At 65.7% G+C, this 17,545-nt stretch carries 18 protein-coding genes and 1 pseudogene; 7 read left to right on the top strand and 12 right to left on the bottom strand.

Annotated features, from left to right (window positions below; genetic code table 11):
- Positions 1–8 precede the first annotated feature (8 nt).
- Positions 9–671, top strand: a complete 663-nt coding sequence (locus tag ABG82_RS10690; RefSeq protein WP_043077618.1) for an LppM family (lipo)protein — start codon at positions 9–11, stop codon at positions 669–671.
- Here ABG82_RS10690 and metF read toward each other — a convergent pair.
- Positions 646–1,626: a methylenetetrahydrofolate reductase [NAD(P)H] gene (metF, locus tag ABG82_RS10685; RefSeq protein ID WP_043077582.1), complete on the bottom strand. Its 981-nt coding sequence runs from the start codon at positions 1,624–1,626 to the stop codon at positions 646–648. The genes ABG82_RS10690 and metF overlap by 26 nt on opposite strands.
- Positions 1,627–1,767: 141 nt before the next feature.
- Between metF and ABG82_RS10680 the strand changes: the two genes are divergently transcribed.
- Together ABG82_RS10680 and ABG82_RS10675 are read left to right on the top strand one after the other, a co-directional pair.
- Entirely contained in the window at positions 1,768–2,811 is a 1,044-nt protein-coding gene (locus ABG82_RS10680; RefSeq protein ID WP_162269192.1) for a polyprenyl synthetase family protein, read from the top strand.
- Positions 2,812–2,815: 4 nt separating this feature from the next.
- Positions 2,816–4,369: an alpha-(1->6)-mannopyranosyltransferase A gene (locus tag ABG82_RS10675; RefSeq protein ID WP_078343472.1), complete on the top strand. Its 1,554-nt coding sequence runs from the start codon at positions 2,816–2,818 to the stop codon at positions 4,367–4,369.
- On the opposite strand, the gene ABG82_RS10670 is transcribed toward ABG82_RS10675, so the two are convergent.
- Positions 4,366–4,770: an Rv2175c family DNA-binding protein gene (locus ABG82_RS10670; protein ID WP_043077584.1), complete on the bottom strand. Its 405-nt coding sequence runs from the start codon at positions 4,768–4,770 to the stop codon at positions 4,366–4,368. The genes ABG82_RS10675 and ABG82_RS10670 overlap by 4 nt on opposite strands.
- 82 nt (positions 4,771–4,852) lie before the next feature.
- Between ABG82_RS10670 and ABG82_RS10665 the strand changes: the two genes are divergently transcribed.
- Positions 4,853–5,293, top strand: coding sequence for an SRPBCC family protein (locus ABG82_RS10665; RefSeq protein WP_043077585.1), 441 nt, complete (start codon positions 4,853–4,855; stop codon positions 5,291–5,293).
- Between the two features lie 39 nt (positions 5,294–5,332).
- Entirely contained in the window at positions 5,333–6,664 is a 1,332-nt protein-coding gene (locus tag ABG82_RS10660) for a protein kinase domain-containing protein (RefSeq protein WP_078343473.1), read from the top strand.
- A gap of 8 nt (positions 6,665–6,672) precedes the next feature.
- Here the strand turns inward: ABG82_RS10660 and ABG82_RS10655 are convergent, their stop codons facing one another.
- The 7 genes from ABG82_RS10655 to ABG82_RS10625 form a co-directional block, all read right to left on the bottom strand.
- Positions 6,673–8,061: a class II 3-deoxy-7-phosphoheptulonate synthase gene (locus ABG82_RS10655; protein ID WP_043077586.1), complete on the bottom strand. Its 1,389-nt coding sequence runs from the start codon at positions 8,059–8,061 to the stop codon at positions 6,673–6,675.
- A 19-nt stretch (positions 8,062–8,080) separates the two neighbouring features.
- The gene (locus ABG82_RS10650; protein ID WP_043077587.1) at positions 8,081–8,584 is read right to left on the bottom strand and encodes a polyadenylate-specific 3'-exoribonuclease AS; all 504 of its coding nucleotides are present in this window, start codon (positions 8,582–8,584) and stop codon (positions 8,081–8,083) included.
- An 8-nt stretch (positions 8,585–8,592) separates the two neighbouring features.
- A complete protein-coding gene (locus ABG82_RS10645; RefSeq protein WP_043077588.1) occupies positions 8,593–9,891 on the bottom strand; it encodes a glycosyltransferase 87 family protein in 1,299 nt (432 codons plus the stop codon).
- Between the two features lie 123 nt (positions 9,892–10,014).
- Positions 10,015–10,758, bottom strand: coding sequence for a lysophospholipid acyltransferase family protein (locus ABG82_RS10640; protein WP_043077621.1), 744 nt, complete (start codon positions 10,756–10,758; stop codon positions 10,015–10,017).
- 142 nt (positions 10,759–10,900) lie between these two features.
- The gene (locus tag ABG82_RS10635; RefSeq protein ID WP_043077622.1) at positions 10,901–11,293 is read right to left on the bottom strand and encodes a hypothetical protein; all 393 of its coding nucleotides are present in this window, start codon (positions 11,291–11,293) and stop codon (positions 10,901–10,903) included.
- On the bottom strand, positions 11,290–12,561 hold the full coding sequence (locus ABG82_RS10630) for an ArsA family ATPase (protein WP_043077589.1): 1,272 nt from the start codon (positions 12,559–12,561) through the stop codon (positions 11,290–11,292). Before ABG82_RS10630 ends, ABG82_RS10635 begins: the two co-directional genes overlap by 4 nt.
- 19 nt (positions 12,562–12,580) lie before the next feature.
- Complete coding sequence (locus ABG82_RS10625) at positions 12,581–13,021, bottom strand: SRPBCC family protein (protein WP_043077590.1); 441 nt, start codon at positions 13,019–13,021, stop codon at positions 12,581–12,583.
- A 130-nt stretch (positions 13,022–13,151) separates the two neighbouring features.
- Here ABG82_RS10625 and ABG82_RS10620 point away from each other — a divergent pair.
- Positions 13,152–13,359 (top strand): annotated as a pseudogene (locus tag ABG82_RS10620) (nitroreductase/quinone reductase family protein).
- A gap of 11 nt (positions 13,360–13,370) precedes the next feature.
- On the opposite strand, the gene ABG82_RS10615 reads toward ABG82_RS10620, so the two are convergent.
- Positions 13,371–13,766 (bottom strand): polyketide cyclase / dehydrase and lipid transport, encoded by a 396-nt coding sequence (locus ABG82_RS10615; protein WP_043077591.1) that lies wholly within the window; start codon positions 13,764–13,766, stop codon positions 13,371–13,373.
- A gap of 81 nt (positions 13,767–13,847) precedes the next feature.
- Between ABG82_RS10615 and ABG82_RS10610 the strand changes: the two genes are divergently transcribed.
- Positions 13,848–15,659: an AMP-dependent synthetase/ligase gene (locus ABG82_RS10610; protein WP_043077592.1), complete on the top strand. Its 1,812-nt coding sequence runs from the start codon at positions 13,848–13,850 to the stop codon at positions 15,657–15,659.
- On the opposite strand, the gene ABG82_RS10605 is transcribed toward ABG82_RS10610, so the two are convergent.
- Both ABG82_RS10605 and ABG82_RS10600 read right to left on the bottom strand, forming a co-directional pair.
- Positions 15,638–16,372 carry a class I SAM-dependent methyltransferase gene (locus tag ABG82_RS10605; RefSeq protein WP_043077593.1) on the bottom strand — a complete coding sequence of 245 codons (735 nt, stop codon included), beginning with the start codon at positions 16,370–16,372 and terminating at the stop codon, positions 15,638–15,640. The two genes, ABG82_RS10610 and ABG82_RS10605, sit on opposite strands and share 22 nt — an antisense overlap.
- A gap of 9 nt (positions 16,373–16,381) precedes the next feature.
- Entirely contained in the window at positions 16,382–17,539 is a 1,158-nt protein-coding gene (locus ABG82_RS10600; protein ID WP_043077594.1) for a glycosyltransferase family 4 protein, read from the bottom strand.
- Positions 17,540–17,545: the final 6 nt, after the last annotated feature.

Below are 17,545 nucleotides of genomic sequence, written 5' to 3'. Positions count from 1 at the left end.
GAGGGCGGCTGGCGCGGATCACCGCCGTGTTGTTGTTGACGACACTTCCGCTGCTCGCGGGGTGCGTACGCGTCAAGGCCTCGATGACCGTCACCACCGACGATCACGTATCCGGCCAGCTGATCGCCGTCGCCAAACCGCAGGGCAAGAACGACAAGGGCCCCCAGCTCGATCGCAATATGTCCTTCGCCCAGAAGGTTCAGGTGAGCGAGTACGAAGAGAACGGCATGGTGGGGTCGCGGGCTATCTTCAACGACCTCACGTTCTCCGAGGTGCCGCAGCTTGCCGGTATGAACAAGAACGCCGCCGGATTCGACCTGACCCTGCGCCGCAACGGCGATGTGGTGGTGCTGGAAGGCCGGGCCGACCTGACCGCGCTGGGCGACAACTCAAATGCCGATGTCTCGCTGGCGGTCTCCTTCCCCGGCGATATCGAATCCACCAACGGCGAAACGCTCGGCTCCGATTCCGTGCAGTGGAAGCTCAATCCCGGCGTGGTCAGCACCTTCACCGCCACCGCGCGCTACACCGACCCCAGTACCCGCTCATTCAACGGTGCCGCGATCTTCGTGTCGATCGCCGCGCTGCTGGTCGGCGCCCTGGTCGCCTCTATGGCGTGGCTGGACCGCGATCAATCGCCGCGGTTCACGCCCGACCAGTTCCCGGAGTGACGCGCACCCCCAGGTTCTCCAAGACCTCGGAGGTGGCCCGCGCGAAGTTGAGGGTCATGAAGTGCAGGCAGGGCACTCCCTCGGCCAGCAGCCGGGAGGCCATCGCGGTGGTGACCTCGACGCCGACCTTGCGGACCTCATCGCGATTCTCGTCCGGGCCGTCTCCCGCGGCCTTGAGCAGCCGCTCCTCCAACGCGGTGGGTAGCGTCGATGAGGAGAGCTCGACCTGCCGCCGCACCGAACGCAGCGAGGTGATGGGCATGAGGCCGGGAACGATGGGCTTGGCTCCCTGCTCCGGGTCGGCCGCGACCACCCGGTCGCGCAGCCGCAGGTAGTCGTCGACATCGAAGAACATCTGAGTGATGGAGTACTCGGCCCCCGCACGGAGCTTGTTCACCAGGTTCGCGGTGTCGCTGTCCAGATCGCTCGCCTGCGGGTGGCCCTCCGGGAAGGACGCCACCCCGACGTGGAAATCACCCAGATCGCGAACCAGACGCACCAGTTCTTCCGCATAGGTCAGCCCGCCGGGATGCGGCACCCACGGCGCGTTCACGTCACCGGCCGGATCGCCGCGCAGGGCAAGGATATTGGTGATACCGCGGTCGACGTAGGCGCCCACCATGGCACGCAACTCGTCGACGGTGTGCCCGACGGCGGTCAGGTGCGCGACCGGCAACAACGTGGTGTTCGCGGCGAGTTCTCCGGTCACCCGCACCGTGCGATCGCGGGTGGAACCTCCCGCGCCGTAGGTAACCGAGACGAACACCGGCTGATATCGCTCGAAAACTCGTGCCGCCCGCCACAACCGAGCCTCGGCCGCCTCGTCGCGGGGCGGCATGAACTCGACAGAGAAGGCGACCTCGCCAGGCTGAACCGCGGCGAGCCGATCGGCGATCGACCCCGGATCCTGCAGCTCGGCGACCGGTCCATCACGGTCGAGCGGGTTGGTTGTCACCTGTTCAGGATAGGTGGGATTAGGCTGAGTTCACTCTCGGAGACCCTGCAAGCATCCGGGACCCCACTTACCGCACCCTGAAAGGACGCACCGCTGAGTGTCAATGTAGCCGCTGCCAGCGCCCGGCACCTGACCGATGCGGTGAGCGACCAACTGAGCCAGTTCCTGACCGAATGCCGTGAGCACACCGCGCACATCGGACAGAACTACGAGCACGCCATCACCGCGCTCGACCGCTTCGTGCTGCGCGGCGGCAAGAGGCTGCGCCCCGCATTCGCCTATTGGGGCTGGCGCGCGGTGACGACTGATCCGGATCCATGGAACCCCGAAGTGCTGCGGGTATGCGCCGCCCTGGAGCTGTTGCACACCTGCGCGCTCATCCACGACGACGTCATCGACAGCTCGGCCACCCGGCGCGGTGAACCCACCATCCATGTGGAGTTCGCCGCCCTGCACCGCGAAAACGGATGGTCGGGCTCCCCCGATCAGTTCGGGATATCCGCCGCGATCCTTCTCGGCGATCTGGCACTCACCTGGGCCGACGACATGGTGGCCGGTGCCCGGCTTTCCCCACAGACGCACGCGCGGGTGCGGGGTGTCTGGTCGATTCTGCGCAGCGAGGTGCTCGGCGGCCAATACCTGGACATTCTGTCCGAATCCTCCGGTGACGAGTCAGTCGAAACCGCCCTGCGGGTGATCCGATTCAAGACCGCCGGATACACCGTGCAGCGGCCCTTGCAGCTGGGTGTGGCGATCGCCGCCGAAAACCCGGAAATCTCACGGCTGCTCGGTGATGTCGGGCTCGATATCGGCGTCGCGTTCCAACTGCGCGACGATGTGCTCGGGGTGTTCGGAGACCCGAAGGTGACGGGCAAACCTGCCGGAGATGACCTTCGCTCCGGAAAGCGCACCGTGCTGCTGGCTGAAGCGCTGCGGCTGGCCCGCCAGCGCGACAACGCTGCCGAGGATCTGCTGCACTCCTGGATCGGCACTCCACTCACCGACCAGCAGATCGCCGAAATGTGTTCACTCATAGTCGACTTGGGCGCACTCGCGGCGGTGGAATCCCGCATCGAGGAGCACACGCATCGCGCCCTGGACCAATTGGCGAGCGCCGATATCGCCGACGACGCCCGCGCGGCGTTGTCCGACCTGGTCCGATTGGTGTCCAACCGGAGCGCATGATCACGTGAGCACATCGTCAAAGGCCCTGGAGCCGTCCCAGCAGAGTGCGGGTTGGACGTCCTCCTTCCTGCGGTCCCCCGCCGGTCGCGCGGCCATCACCGGATTCGGCGGCGCGATCCTCGTTGCCATCGGCGGGCTAGGGGCGGGCAGCACCCGCCAGCACGACCCGCTGCTGGAGTCGGCAGGGCTGTCCTGGCTGCGCTTCGGGCACGGCCTGGTGGTGTCCTCGATTTGTATGTGGCTCGGAGTGGTCTTGATGCTGCTGGCCTGGCTGGGGCTTGGGCGGCACGTCATCGCGGGCAAGGTGCCCAAAGAGTCGTTGATGGTCGTCGTCCCGTGCTGGCTGTTGCCGCTGCTGACCTCGGTTCCGGTGTTCAGCCGGGATGCCTATTCCTATCTGGCGCAGGGCGCGCTGCTGCGCGACGGATTCGACCCGTACCTGGTGGGTCCGGTTGAGAATCCGAATGCATTGCTGGAGAACGTCAGTCCGATCTGGACCACCACCACCGCGCCCTACGGCCCGCTGTTCTTGTTGATCGCGAGATTCGTCACCCAGATCGTCGGTGACGATGTGGTGGCCGGGACCATGCTGTTGAGGTTGTGCATGCTGCCCGGCCTGGCGCTGCTGGTGTGGGCCGCACCCCGGGTTGCCAAGTTCTTCTCGGCCAGCCCCAGCAAGGCGTTGTGGATCTGCGTCCTCAACCCCCTGGTGATCATCCACCTGATGGGTGGGGTGCACAACGAGATGCTGATGGTCGGCCTCATGATGGCCGGTATCGCGCTCACCCTTGAGCGACATCATGTTTCGGGCATCGCGGTGGTAGCGCTCGGGGTGATGGTCAAGGCCAGCGCCGGCCTGGCGCTGCCCTTCCTGGTATGGATCTGGATGCGCCGCTTGGCTTCCGATCACGCAGATGGCGCTCCGGCGCGTCACCCACTGACCGCATTCGCCCTCGCGTCGTGTGGATCGGTGGCGATCTCCCTGACGACATTCGCCCTGATGTCCTGGATCACCGGCGTCGGCTTCGGATGGATGACCGCGTTCGCGGGTTCCGCCGTCAAGATCATCAACTGGTTGACCATCCCGACCGCGGTCGCCAACGTCATCAATGTCGTGGCCGGCCTGTTCGTCACCGTCAATTTCGATGCCGTGCTTGAGGTCATGCGCATCATCGGTGTGCTGGTCATCGCGGTCAGCCTGCCAGTGGTGTGGTGGCGGCACCGGCACAACGAACGCGACGCGATGTTCGGAATTCTGTGGTCGATGACGATCGTGGTGCTCATGGCACCGGCCGCGCTGCCCTGGTATTACAGCTGGCCGTTGGCCATCGCGGCTCCGCTGCTGCAATCACGCGCCGCCATCGCCGCCATCGCCGGGTTCTCCACCTGGATCATGGTGATCTTCAAACCCGATGGCTCCCATGGCATGTACGTGTGGATCCATGTGCTGATCGCCGCGACCTGCGCGGCCATCGCCTGGCGGATGATCAACACCGCGCCGGAACCAGACGACCCGCGACCGGCGGCGCCGGCACCTTCTGTGGCACCGGCCGCCTAGTACGCCATCGCTTGCGCCCGGCGCAGCACCTCACGTGCCTGATGGCCATGTAGCGCGTCCACCGGGCGGGCCGCCTGAATCTGTTCCGTGGTGCCGTCGCGGCTCACCGTGAGCGACTCATCGCCCGCGAACAGCCAGCGCATGATTTCGGGCTCGTGAAAACCCCCGTCGCGCAACACGGACAGCAGCCCGAACAAATGCTTCACCACGGGACCCTCGGGGCTGAAAAATATGACGGGAACCTTGATTTCGCCATCACGTTTGACCGCGATCAGCTCTCCGTCGCGCAAATATTGCTGAACCTTGCTCACCGGCACTCGCAGACGCGAGGCCACCTCCTTGAGCGAGAACAGCGGCTCATCGGCCTCAAGGGTGTCGGCGACGTACGGAATTGCGCTCATAGGCAATGACGCTAGTCGCCCCGCACGCCACCGTCGCCGAAAAGTGTCCTCCGGGTGTGGTGACGCGCGTAACCTTCGGACGGTGACGAGTTCCGGCGATCCGACATCGATCACCCACAGCGAGTACTACCCCTACCCTGTCGAAAAGGTCTGGGATGTGCTGGTCTCCCTTGAGCTCACCGCCTCACAGGTGAAAGAGGTCAGTGACGCGCCGGTCGAGGTCGGCGCGACCCGCGTCATCGTCACCCATCCCCAACCCACGGTCGGATTCGACGGTGTGGTGTGCACCACCTACACCAGCGTGGTGCCCTACGAGCACATCGAGCAGGTGTTGACCGCGCCCGGCATCGAGGTGACCTCCCGGTGGAATCTGCTGCCCGAGCCCGGTGGCACCCGGCTCCGCGTCACCTACAGCAGGTTCGATCCATCCATTCCGCTGCACCGTCAGTGGCGGACGATGCTGTTCTCCGGGGCCGGCCCGATCCTCAACTCGCTGCGCGAAATGCTTGATAAGCGGCATTGACGGCCGGGGGCACCCGTATCACTCGATACGATCGATGCGATGACATCGCCCAAGTCCCCGACCGGCCGCCTCGATCCGATGATCGGTGCGGTGCTCGATGGCCGGTATCGCATCGAGGCTCCTATCGCGACAGGCGGTATGTCAACCGTGTACCGCGGGCTGGACACCAGGCTGGACCGCCCGGTGGCCGTCAAGGTGATGGACAGCCGGTACGCCTCCGACAGCGGATTTCTCGCCCGCTTCCGGCTCGAGGCGCGCGCGGTGGCACGGCTGCGCCATCCGGGCCTGGTGGCGGTCTTCGACCAGGGTATGGACGGCAGGCATCCCTTCCTGGTGATGGAGCTGATCGACGGCGGCACCCTGCGCGAGCTGCTGCGCGAACGCGGGCCGATGCCGCCGCACGCGGTGGCCGCGGTGTTCAATCCGCTGCTGGGCGGTTTGGCGGTGGCGCATCGGTCCGGCCTGGTACACCGCGACGTCAAGCCCGAGAACGTACTGATCTCCGATGACGGCGAGGTCAAACTCGCCGACTTCGGGCTGGTCCGGGCCGTGGCCGAAGCCGGTATCACCTCCACCAGTGTGATCTTGGGCACCGCGGCGTACCTCTCTCCCGAGCAGGTGCGCACCGGATCGGCCGGCCCACGCAGCGATGTCTACTCGGCGGGCATCCTGATGTACGAATTGCTCACCGGGTCAACACCATTCACGGGCGACACACCGCTGGCACTGGCCTATCAACGCATTGATCGCGATGTTCCGGCGCCCAGCGACGCGATCGACGGCGTTCCCGAGGAATTCGACGAACTGGTACTGCGCGCCACCTCCCGCGACCCGGACGGCCGCTACGCCGACGCCGCGCAGTTCGGCGCCGAATTGGACGCCATCTCCGCCGAGCTGCGGCTGCCGCCGTTCCGGGTGCCTGCGCCCAAGGACTCCAAACAACATGTCGCTGAACAGCTATACCGCAGCCGGCTGATCGATTCGGGCCGCAGCACCACCGGCGACCTCAGCGGCCCCGGACCGGCCGATGCCGCCGACGCCGCGTCGGCCGCGGCCGCCCTGGGCGTTTCGGCGCGCCCAACCACCTCGCCCCGCCCCAGCACGCCCGCGCGGCCCAGGGTGCCCAATCCCACGCGGATGATGGACCCGGTACCTGCCTACGACCCCGGATACGACGAATACGATCGTGAATTCGACAGCGAGCCAGATGGATCGGCGTTCTTCGCCGATATCGACGACTCGGACTACCGATACGAACGCCAACAGAGCCGGCGCGCGATCTTCATCTGGCTGGTGATCGTGCTGATCCTCACCAGCTCGGTGGCGGCGGGATGTTGGTCGCTGGGCGCCAACATCACCAACCTGCTGTAACCGCCGCCCTAGTCCCTGAGCATCTCCGCGACAAGGAACGCCAGCTCCAGGGACTGCTGGGTGTTCAGGCGCGGGTCGCAGGCCGTCTCGTACCGGCCGGCAAGGTCGTCATCGGAAATATCCTGTGCGCCACCGAGACACTCGGTGACGTTCTCACCGGTGATCTCGACGTGAATGCCGCCCGGATGGGTACCCAGAGCGTTGTGCACCTCGAAGTAGCCCTGCACCTCGTCGACGATCCGATCGAAATGCCGTGTCTTGTAACCGCTCGGCGACTCATGGGTGTTGCCATGCATCGGGTCGCACTGCCAGACCACGTGGTGCCCGGTCGCCTGCACCTTCTCGATGATGGGCGGGAGCAGATCGCGCACCTTCGAGTTGCCCATGCGGGAAACGAAGGTCAGTCGACCCGGTTTGTTGTGCGGGTCAAGGCGTTCCACGTACTCGACGGCCTGATCGGGTGTGGTGCTCGGGCCGATCTTCATACCGATCGGGTTGGCGATGATCTCGGCGAACGCGACATGCGCGTGATCCAGCTGCCGGGTGCGGTCGCCGATCCACAGGTAGTGGGCCGACAGGTCGTACAGAGCGGGCTGCCCGTTCTCGTCCTCGGCCAGGCGCAGCATCGCACGCTCGTAGTCCAGCACCAGTGCCTCGTGGCTGGCGTAGATCTCGGCGGTATCGAGATTCGAATCCGCGACACCGCAGGCACTCATGAACTTCAGGCCACGGTCGATCTCGGAAGCCAGCGCCTCGTAGCGCGCACCCGCTGGCGACGTGCGGACGAACTCGCGGTTCCAGTCGTGCACCTGTGCCAGCGAGGCCATGCCCGACGCGGTCACCGCACGCACCAGGTTCATCGCGGCACTGGCGTTGGCGTAGGCACGCACCAGCCGCGACGGGTCGTGCTCGCGCAGCGCGGCATCGGGGGCGAAGCCGTTCACCATGTCGCCCCGGTAGGACTTGAGGCCCAGCGCATCGGTATCCGAGCTGCGCGGCTTGGCGTACTGGCCGGCGATACGGGCCAGCTTCACCACCGGCATGCTCGCCCCATAGGTGAGCACCACGGCCATCTGCAGTAGGGCCCGGATGTTGGCCCGGATGTGCGGCTCGGTGTTGTCGGCGAAGGTCTCGGCGCAGTCGCCACCCTGCAGCAGGAATGCCTCACCACGCGCCACCTGAGCCAGCTGACGCTGCAAACGCTGGATCTCCGCGGGAACGGTGATCGGGGGCACGCTTTCCAGCACGGTACGCATCGCGGCGGCCTGATTGGCCGGCCAGCTCGGCTGCTGAGCAGCAGGTTTGGCCAAGGCGGTATCCAGGCGGTCGCGCAGATCCGCCGGCAGCGGCGGCAGCTCCGGCAATTGGTCGATGGGGACGTCGACTGTCCAGTTCACGGAACCATCTTAACCGGCTTTAACCAGCGGATTTTTCCCCGACCATCGCGCGGTAGCGAGCCAGGTTGAACCGGGCATCGACCAGCGCGTCGTGGGAGTCGGCGGGACGTTTCGGCATCGGCGGCCGGCCCAGGTCATTCCACAATTGCTTGAGTTCCAGAGTGAACCGCGGCACCGGCTGCGGTAGCCCGGTCATGGGCCCCCACAGCTGACAGAGCGCCACGTGGTCGTAGGCCCCCACCCAGGCCCACAGTTCAATCGGGTCGGCGGCACCGCCACCCCCGTTCAGGCCCATGAACTCGGCGAGCTCATCGCGGATCTGCCCGCGAGAGCGCCATAGCGGAGACGACAACGCCGGCAGCTTGGGCAGCACGTGCTGGCGCACCCAGGGGCCCGCCAACTGTGGGTCGAACGCCGTGGAGACGGCGTAGTACTCGCGGCCGTCTTCGCTCACCATCCCGATCGAGATGAGTTCGATGGTGCGGCCGTCGTCGATGAACTCGGTGTCGTAGAAGTAGCGCACGCGGCCGCCTAGTTGTGCGCCGGCGACGCCGGCGCCAGCTCATCGGCCTGTGGCGAATCATCTTCGCGCACTGCACTTTTCACTTCCGGCGTATCGCGCCGCAGCCATATCCAGCTGGCCGCTAGCACCCCGAGATGCACAAACACGTACAGACTGGGGATCACTTCGTTCAGCACGCCCCCCGGCCGCAACGTCAGCGCCCCGGAGTCCGGTGTCTTTCCGCTCAGGCTGGTGAACCAGGCCGCGAACACCACACAGAACGCCCACATGGTGATCGCGGAGGCCCGCTTGCCCAGGACGTATCCGCGATACCCCAGGTGCACGACCAAAGGCACGAACCACACCCAATGATGGCTCCAGCTGAACGGCGAGGCCGCCGCTGAGGCCATACCCACGATGGAAATCGCCAGCAACAGCTGGTTTCGCCGGTATGCCAACGTCGCGACCACCAGACTCACCACGATCACCAGCACCGACAGGGCCGTGGCGGTCCCGGCGGACAAGTTCAGCCGCAGGAACAGCCCGCTGATGCTGGTGCTCGCGGTGGGGTCGCGGGTGATGCGACTGATCTTCTCGAAGGAGCGGTCGACCCAGTAGTAGTGCGAAGCCGTCGGCAGGAAGATGAAGCCCAGACCGATGGTGGCGATCAGGGTGACGGTGGCCACGACGGCCGCTCGAATCCGTCCCACCACGAAGAGGAAGACGATGAAGATCATCGGGGTCAGCTTGATCCCGGCGACGATGCCGATACCGATACCGGCCAGTTTCCACCGTTTGGGGGCCAGGATGTCCGTCACCACCAGGGCGAGGATGAGCAGATTGATCTGGCCCAGCTGAATGGAGAGCCGCACCGGCTCAAGCCACGAGACCAACCCGACCAGCAGCGCCAGCAACCCCCAGAGCCCTGCCTTGACGGACACGTTCAGCCAGCTCAGCATGCGCCACACCGAATAGACCAGTAGTGCCGGGAACACCAAGAGGGACAGCACCTGCGCGGTGAAGTCGGTGATGAAGGCCAGTGGAGTGAAGACCAGCGCCGCGAACGGGGTGTAGGTGAACAGCAGGTCGTCGATCTCGCCGTTGCGCCCGATCGAGTACAGGTCCAGCCCGTCGAGCACCCGCGTGCCGCCAAATCGGTACACCAACACGTCGATCTGCAGCGCGTAGGTCGGCCAATGGATGAAGACCACGGCGTGTAACAACAGGGCGATCGCGAGGACGAGCGGGCCACCCCACCTAATCCATCGGGCGACTCGACGAGCGGAGCCGCCGTCCGCGATGGTGGTTTCGTCTATTGAATTCGGCACGGCCCTCGCATCTCTCAGTTCTCCCGCCGGTGGGTCAAGAGTAGCGGTACCGGCACGGATAGCTGACCAACGCCCCACGACGGGCTGGCACCTCAGATGCAGGGACGATGCGCAGACACCGAATTAACCGGCAGCGCTCTCCGGCATGCGGTCGGGCTGCTGCGGAGATTCCGCGGGCCTGTCTGCGGCTTCGGCGGGCTTGTCCTTGAGCGAGGCGGCGTAGATATCGACGTACTCCTGGCCGGACAGCTGCATAAGCTCGTACATCACCTCGTCGATGACCGCACGTTCGATGAACCGGTTACCGGCCATCCCGTCGAATCGCGAGAAATCCAGCGGCTTGCCGATTTTTACGGTGACCTTGGAGAAGTGCCAGCGCGCGGTTCCCGGCGGGTTCATGACATTGGTGCCGACCATGGCGATGGGGATGACCGGCACCCCGGTCGCCAATGCCATCCGCGCCAGTCCGGTCTTGCCCTTGTAGAGGCGTCCGTCGGGTGAGCGGGTGCCCTCGGGGTAGATGCCCAACAGCTTGCCCTCACCGAGCAGCCGCTTGGCGGTGCTCAGCGCGTTCTCGGCAGCGTCGGCACTGGTTCGATCGATTGGCACCTGTCCGGATCCGCCGAAGAAGACCTTCTTGAGCCAGCCCTTGAAACCGGGCTCGGTGAAGTACTCGCTCTTCGCCAGGAACGTCACCCGGCGCGGGGAAACCAGCGGAAGAAAGAAGCTGTCCACCACCGCGAGATGGTTTCCCGCCAGGATCGCCGGTCCGGACGACGGGATGTTCTCCAGACCTTCCACCTTCGGCCGGCCCATCAGCTGCAGGATCGGCCCCATGAAGATGTACTTCAGCAGCCAATAGAACATCGCGCGCATCCTCTCCCGTTCCCCATTCCGGACTCCCATGGGGCTGGCGCCGAGCTTACCCTTGGCGACCGCGAAACTCCGTGGACTGATTAAGGTCCCGGAAATATGGGACGCCAGGTCCCATCATGAGTACGCGCGCTCATCACTCCTCGATATCAACCGGAATCGGTTGATAGCCAGCCGATTGCGAGCTGGGCGCGGGCGGGAAGGGGCTGTGATACTGCGGCCCTGCCCCACCGCCGTCGGGGTCGTCGGGGCCGCCCGAGTCGCCGGCGCTCTCCGCGTCCAGCATTGCCCGCACCACCATCACCAGCGCCAGGCTGTGTTCGGCGATCGTGGCCAACAACGGATGATGCTCACCTTCGACTAGCGCCGCCAGCGCACACACCGGGCAGAACAGCTGGTTGCATTTCCCGGCGGCCCCACCGTCCGTCGCCGCACGCGCGGCCTGACGCAAGGCGGGGTCGAGCTTGTCGAGGATCGAGGCGGCCAATGCCCGCAGCTCGGGGCCGAGCTCCGGATGGGTACCCGTCACGTAGGCCACACCTCCGGATCCGCTCTAAACCGTATGGTCAGCTCGCCACCGACGAGCCGGGCGTCGACAACCACACAGCGCCGCAGCACGGAGGCCAGCCGGACCCGCCGGCGCATCCCGTTCGCGCCGATGACCAGGTCATCTCCCACCCGGCCGAGGCTTAACGTGGCCGGGTCGATCTGCGGTAACTCTAGCCGCAACCGATAGACGGTGTCCGCCCCGGATCCGGATTCGTGTTCGACGACGGTGCCCAGCGGCGCGGGGGGTTTGGCACCGTCGCGGCGCCGCACCGACTCGGCCAGTTCTCCCAGTGCGTCCGGCCCGATGGGTTCGCGGGGCAGATGCGGCACCAGCAGCATCTCGACGTCCCCGATCGCCTCCCCCATCTCGTCCAGAACGGCGGACTGATCGGTGATGCGTTGCATGTACCAATCGAAGGCGGGATGGTCGGGAAGATTGTGATATTCGTACGAATCATCCTGAATGAGAACCTGATTGACGATCACTCGTTCAATGCGCACCCCCATCAGCGCCAGCGCCCCCACGGTGCGAATGGCCTCGGCCACCACTACCCGCTCCGGGGTCAGCACCAGATGGGCCCCCACCTGTTCGGCGTCGGAGAGCCAGCCCGCGAGCCGATCTGCCGATGCCGCAACGCGTTCCAACAACTCGGCCAGCATGAGCGCACGTGGCGTACCGACACCACCGAGCCTGCGATGCCGGGGCCAGGCCCGTTCCAGATACATCGCGAACGTTCCGGGCAGGGTCAGCATCCGCAAGGCGTCGGCCGTCGAGGCGCAGTCGACCACCACCACGTCCCAATCACCCGTCTCGGCAAGCTGCTGCACCTCATGCAGCCCAAGCATCTCCTGGACGCCAGGCAATGCGGAAAGCTCTTCTGGGGCAAGCGATCCGATATCCGATTCGGGATACTGTGCGGCGATGGTGCCGGCGATGTCGCCCCACCGACGTTCCAGCAGGCCCAGGGTATCCAGGGCCATCACGTCGAGCTGCCCGCCGAACGGGTCCTCGATCACCCGTACACAATGAGCGCCCGGAGACGGATCGACCCGCACACCGAAGACGTCCCCCAGAGAATGTGCCTGGTCGGTGGAAACCGCCAGTACCCGCTGCCCGGCGCGTGCATAACGCACGGCGGTGGCGCCCGCCAGCGTCGACTTGCCCACGCCCCCCTTGCCGACGAAGAGACCGATGGTGGCTGTCAACGGTGCGTGGACTTCGGGGGCGGCGCCTTCGGGACGGGACACAAGTTCCTCCCCGACGTCGCTAGCGGTCAGATTCGACTCGCTTCTTCAGATCCTTGAGCGCGGAATCTGTGATCTTGCGTTCGGCCTTGCGCTTCAGCATTCCGATCATCGGAATTTGAAGGTCGACCGCCAGCTCGTAGGTCACCTCGGTTCCAGAGCCCTTGGCCGCCAAAAGGTATGTGCCCTCCAGCGAACGCAGCAGGGAACTTTCCGCCAGGGTCCAGGTGACCTTGCGGCCGTCTGGAGACCACACGTACTCCAGGACCTGGGTGTCCTTGAGGACACCTGCGTCCAACACCAACCGGGCGCGTTTGACCCTGCCCTCCGCGTCGGTGTCGAGCACCTCGGTTTCCTTGTACTCCGACACCCATTCCGGGTAGGCGCCGATATCGGCGATCACCGCCATCACCTTGCCTGGCTCGGCATCGATGGCAATCGTTTGGGTAGTCTTCTCAGCCACCTGACAGACGCTACCCTTCTCGCTGGCGCTCGGATACTCCCATCCTGGCAATTCGCTGCGGTCTCACGAAGAAGGGACATCCATGAGCCGACTGGTGGCCAAGGTGCTCGGCGTGCACCAGCGCATCTAGATCGCCTCGAAAGGCTATCTGGGTCATCACGTTCCGGGGATGGCGCCCAGCCTGCTACTGACCTCGATCGGCGCCAGGAGCGGGGCCCGGCGACGCGGACTACGAGCAACTGTGGATGTTGGCCGATACCAATAACTCTGGCCACTACAGCGCCTACCAGCGAGCGACATCCCGGCCCATCCCGGTGGTCGTGCTCGCCCCCGCGTGATCAGGACTCGATCAGGCGCTGGGCACCCGCGACTCACCGATAGGCCGGCCGGCCTCGAGTTGCTGCTTGACCTCGAAAGCGAACCGCTTCCCGGCGACCCGGCGGGCATGATTGAGTTGGGCCAGGTTCAGCTTGGCGGCCTGCGCGGGGCTGGCACCGGTGGGCTCGGCGTGCAGAAAGTAGTGCACGATGGCCCCGTCCAGAGCCGGTTCAAGCCATACCTCCATGGTTCCGGTGACGGGTCCGGCCACCGTCCAGCGGATACCCTTCTCACCGCGCTCCTCGACAACATTGAGCTGCAGGTCAGGCCACCAACGGCGCCAATCCGCCGGGCGGGAGATGACACGGCCGATGTCCGCGGGATCTGCCGCGATAAAGGTCTGGTCGGCGACCTGAATGCTGTTCATCGCGCACCAGCTTAAGCCTCGCCGCCGAAGGAAACGCGGCAACGTCTTCGGCGATCTTGAGACCCCGACTAGTCTAGGCGGGTGCGAGAGTTCAGCGTTCCTGCCCCGTTCACCGTCGAGGACAACGCATCGGTGGTTCGTGCCGTCTACGACTACGAGCGTGAAGACCCCAACCAGGTGGCATTCTCCCGGCTCATCGGCGACGCCTGGACGCCGGTCACCTACGCCGAAGCCGCGGCACAGATCCGGGCGGTGGCCAATGGCCTGATCGCCAAGGGTGTGGCGCCCGGCGACCGGGTGGCCTTGATCTCGGCGACACGGTACGAGTGGACCATCATCGACTACGCGGTGCTCTCGATCGGTGCCATCACCGTGCCGATCTACGAGACCTCCTCGGCCGATCAGGTCCGATGGGTGCTGCAAGATTCGGCGGCAGTGGCGCTGTTCGTGGAATCCGATGCCCACGCCAAGATCGCCGAAGAACTCGCACCGGAGCTGCCGAGCCTGCGCACCGTGTTCCACATTGCCGGCTCCAGCGCACCCGCCGCCCTCGACGAGCTCGCCGAGGCGGGCACCGGGGTGGACCCCGCCGAACTCGAGGGCCGGCTGGCCGCGATCAAGGCGACCGATCCCGCCACCCTCATCTACACCTCCGGCACCACCGGACGCCCCAAGGGCTGCCAGCTCACCCACTCCAACTTGGTGTACGAAACACGCGGTGCGCGTGCCGTTTTCCCCGACTACCTACAAAAGGGCAGCCGGACACTGATCTTCCTGCCGCTGGCGCACGTGCTGGCACGCGGTATCGCGATGGCCTGCTTCCAGTCCAAGGTCAGCGTCGGATTCACCAGCGACATCAAGACACTGGTGCCCACCTTCGGGATCTTCAAGCCGACCTTCATCGTCTCGGTCCCGCGCATCTTTGAGAAGGTGTACAACACCGCCCGCCAGAACGCCCAGAACGACGGCAAGGGAAAGATTTTCGACGCCGCCGCGGACACCGCCATCGAGTACAGCGAGGCACTGGACAAGGGCGGCCCGGGCATCGTGCTGCGCGCCAAGCGCGCCGCCTTCGACAAGCTGGTGTACGGCAAGCTGCGTGCGGCGCTCGGTGGCGAGTGCGTGGCCTCGATTTCCGGTGGAGCCCCGCTGGGTGCCCGTCTGGGCCACTTCTACCGCGGTGTCGGCCTGACCATCTATGAGGGCTACGGCCTCACCGAGACCACAGCCGCCTGTGCCGTCAATGTCATCGGTGGTCTCAAGATCGGCAGTGTCGGACGGCCGTTGCCCGGTAACGCGGTGAAGATCGCCGATGACGGCGAGCTACTGGTCTCCGGTGGCGTGGTGTTCAGCGGCTACTGGAACAACGAGACCGCCACCAACGAATCGATCGTGGACGGCTGGTTCCACACCGGCGACCTGGGCGCGATCGACGAAGACGGATTCGTCACGATCACCGGGCGCAAGAAGGAAATCATCGTCACCGCCGGCGGCAAGAACGTCGCACCCGCGGTGCTGGAGGACCAGCTGCGCGCTCACCCGTTGATCAGCCAGGCCATGGCGGTCGGCGACAAGCAACCGTTCATCGGCGCCCTCATCACCATCGACCCCGAGGCCATCGACGGCTGGAAGCAGCGCAACGGTAAGCCTGCCGACGCCACCGTCGCCGACCTGGTCGAGGATCCCGACCTGCTCGCGGAGATCGGGACCGCGGTGAAAGCGGCCAATCAGGTTGTCTCCCATGCCGAAGCCATCAAGAAATTCCGGATCCTGCCGGTCGACTTCACCGAGGCCACCGGCGAGATGACACCGACGCTCAAGGTGAAGCGCAACGTGGTGGCCGAAAAATTCGCCGCGGACATCGACGCGATCTACTCGGGGACTTCCGAGTAACGAAGTCGGTAGACGATGAAGCTGGGCACGTCGACCACGTTCTGTAGCTCCGTGGGGAAGCGCCGCATCGCTTCAGCGGATGGGCGTGGTTCTGCGATCCGTTCGATGAGAAAGCCGGCCTCGGCGAAAGCGTCAGCCACCTGACCAAGCGGACGTCTCCAAAAGTGCTGAGTCACTTCGACATCCGCTTTGGTCCAGGTGTCGCTGACCAACTGTGACTGAAAGTATCCGTCCCGCTGATCGGGTAACGGGGCGCCGAACGGATGATCCAGCGAAATGACCGCCCAACCCCCGGGACGCAGGATTCGCGCGAACGATGCCAGCGGCACCCGCCAATCACGCAGATAGTGCAGGGTAAGCGAGCACGTCACCCCGTCGAACCACCGCGCTTCAAACGGCAGAGGTTCGGCCAGATCGGCGACCATCAACGTGGCCGCCGAACCGCAGCGCCCGCGCGCCTGGTCAACCATCGCCGGGCTCAGATCCACACCGGTGACATCGGCGCCCTCGCCGAGCAGCCAAGCACACTGAGCGCCGGAACCACATCCGGCGTCCAGCACCGTGCGACCGGTCAGCGGGCGCGGGATCAGCGAGCGCAGCGCCGGTCGTTCCAGCATCCCGTTGAAGGGGCCATCGTCGGTCGTGGCCGACCAAACCGGAGCGAGCCTGTCGTACACCTCACGCGTGTGCCGCGCATGTTCTGCTGGGTCCACCAACCCAGGTTAGGCGGACCCGCTGACCAGTTCGGCGAACCGGGCGGCGTGATGGTCCCAGCGCCAGTAGTCGGTCACCCAGCTGCGCCCCGCCGCCCCCATCGCGGCGGCACGTACCGGGTCGGACAAGATCTGGACAATCGCGTCGGTGATCGCGGAGACCGATCTGCCGTCGACGACGATTCCCGTTTCGCCGTCACGCACCGTCTCGGGCGCACCTCCTGAGTTGCCGGCGACCACCGGCACACCGCTGGCCGAGGCCTCCAGGAACACGATCCCCAGCCCCTCGACATCGAGACCGGCCCCACGCGTGCGGCACGGCATCGCGAAAACATCGCCCATCGCGTGGTGCGCGGGAAGCTCCTCCCACGGCACTCCCCCGGTGAAGACCACGTGATCATCAACCCCGAGGCGATTTGCCAATGCCCGCAACGGTTCTGCATAGGGGCCGCCGCCCACGATCACCAGGGCCGCGCCGCTCACCCGCTCTCTGATCGCGGGCAACGCCTCGATGAGCATGTCCTGTCCCTTGCGGGGAACGAGCCGGGAGACACACACGATGGTTGGCCGATCGCCGAGCCCATAGCGGTCGCGCAGCTCCGCGCGGGCCGCCGGATCGGGACGGAATCTGGTGGTGTCGACGCCCGACGGTAAGTATTCGAGCGCCGCGCGCGGACCGAATGCCGAGGCGAAGCGCCCCCGGGTGTAGCGGCTGACATAGGTGATCACATCGGTGCTCTCCCCGATCTGCCGCAGCGCGGATCGCGCCACCGGCAACATCGACCAGCCCACCTCGTGCCCATGCGTGCTGGCGGCCGTCACGGCGGCGCCCGCCGCCTTCGCCGATGAGGACAGCAGCGCCAGCGGAGCCGCCGCGCCGAACCACACCACCTCGGAACGCTGCGCGCGGATGAGGTCCACCATGCGCTGGCGAACACCGGGACCGGGCAGCATCAGCGAGGTCGGGTGCCGTACCACCTGGTATTCGGCGGCCGCGTCGTAGCGCTCGCACCCCTTCCAACGCGGCGCGTAGACGGTGACCTCATGCGATCCGGAAAGCCGCGCCACCATCTCCTGCAGATACGACTGGATGCCACCAGGCCTGGGAGGAAAATCGTTGGTGACCAACAGGATCCGTTGCCGCCGGCCGCCAAGATGAAATGTCACAGCACC

It is taken from the genome of Mycobacteroides immunogenum, from assembly GCF_001605725.1.
GTDB classification, from domain to species: domain Bacteria; phylum Actinomycetota; class Actinomycetes; order Mycobacteriales; family Mycobacteriaceae; genus Mycobacterium; species Mycobacterium immunogenum.
Note: the sequence above shows the minus strand (reverse complement) of the source record. Positions and strands in the feature narration are given on the sequence as shown.

What these genes read in the sequence shown, in the direction of transcription:
- ABG82_RS10670 (WP_043077584.1), bottom strand. Translation starts at nt 4,770, where the DNA reads ATGAGCGCAATTCCGTACGTCGCCGACACCCTTGAGGCCGATGAGCCG.
- ABG82_RS10615 (WP_043077591.1), bottom strand. Translation starts at nt 13,766, where the DNA reads ATGAACAGCATTCAGGTCGCCGACCAGACCTTTATCGCGGCAGATCCC.
- ABG82_RS10640 (WP_043077621.1), bottom strand. Translation starts at nt 10,758, where the DNA reads ATGTTCTATTGGCTGCTGAAGTACATCTTCATGGGGCCGATCCTGCAG.
- ABG82_RS10660 (WP_078343473.1), top strand. Translation starts at nt 5,333, where the DNA reads ATGACATCGCCCAAGTCCCCGACCGGCCGCCTCGATCCGATGATCGGT.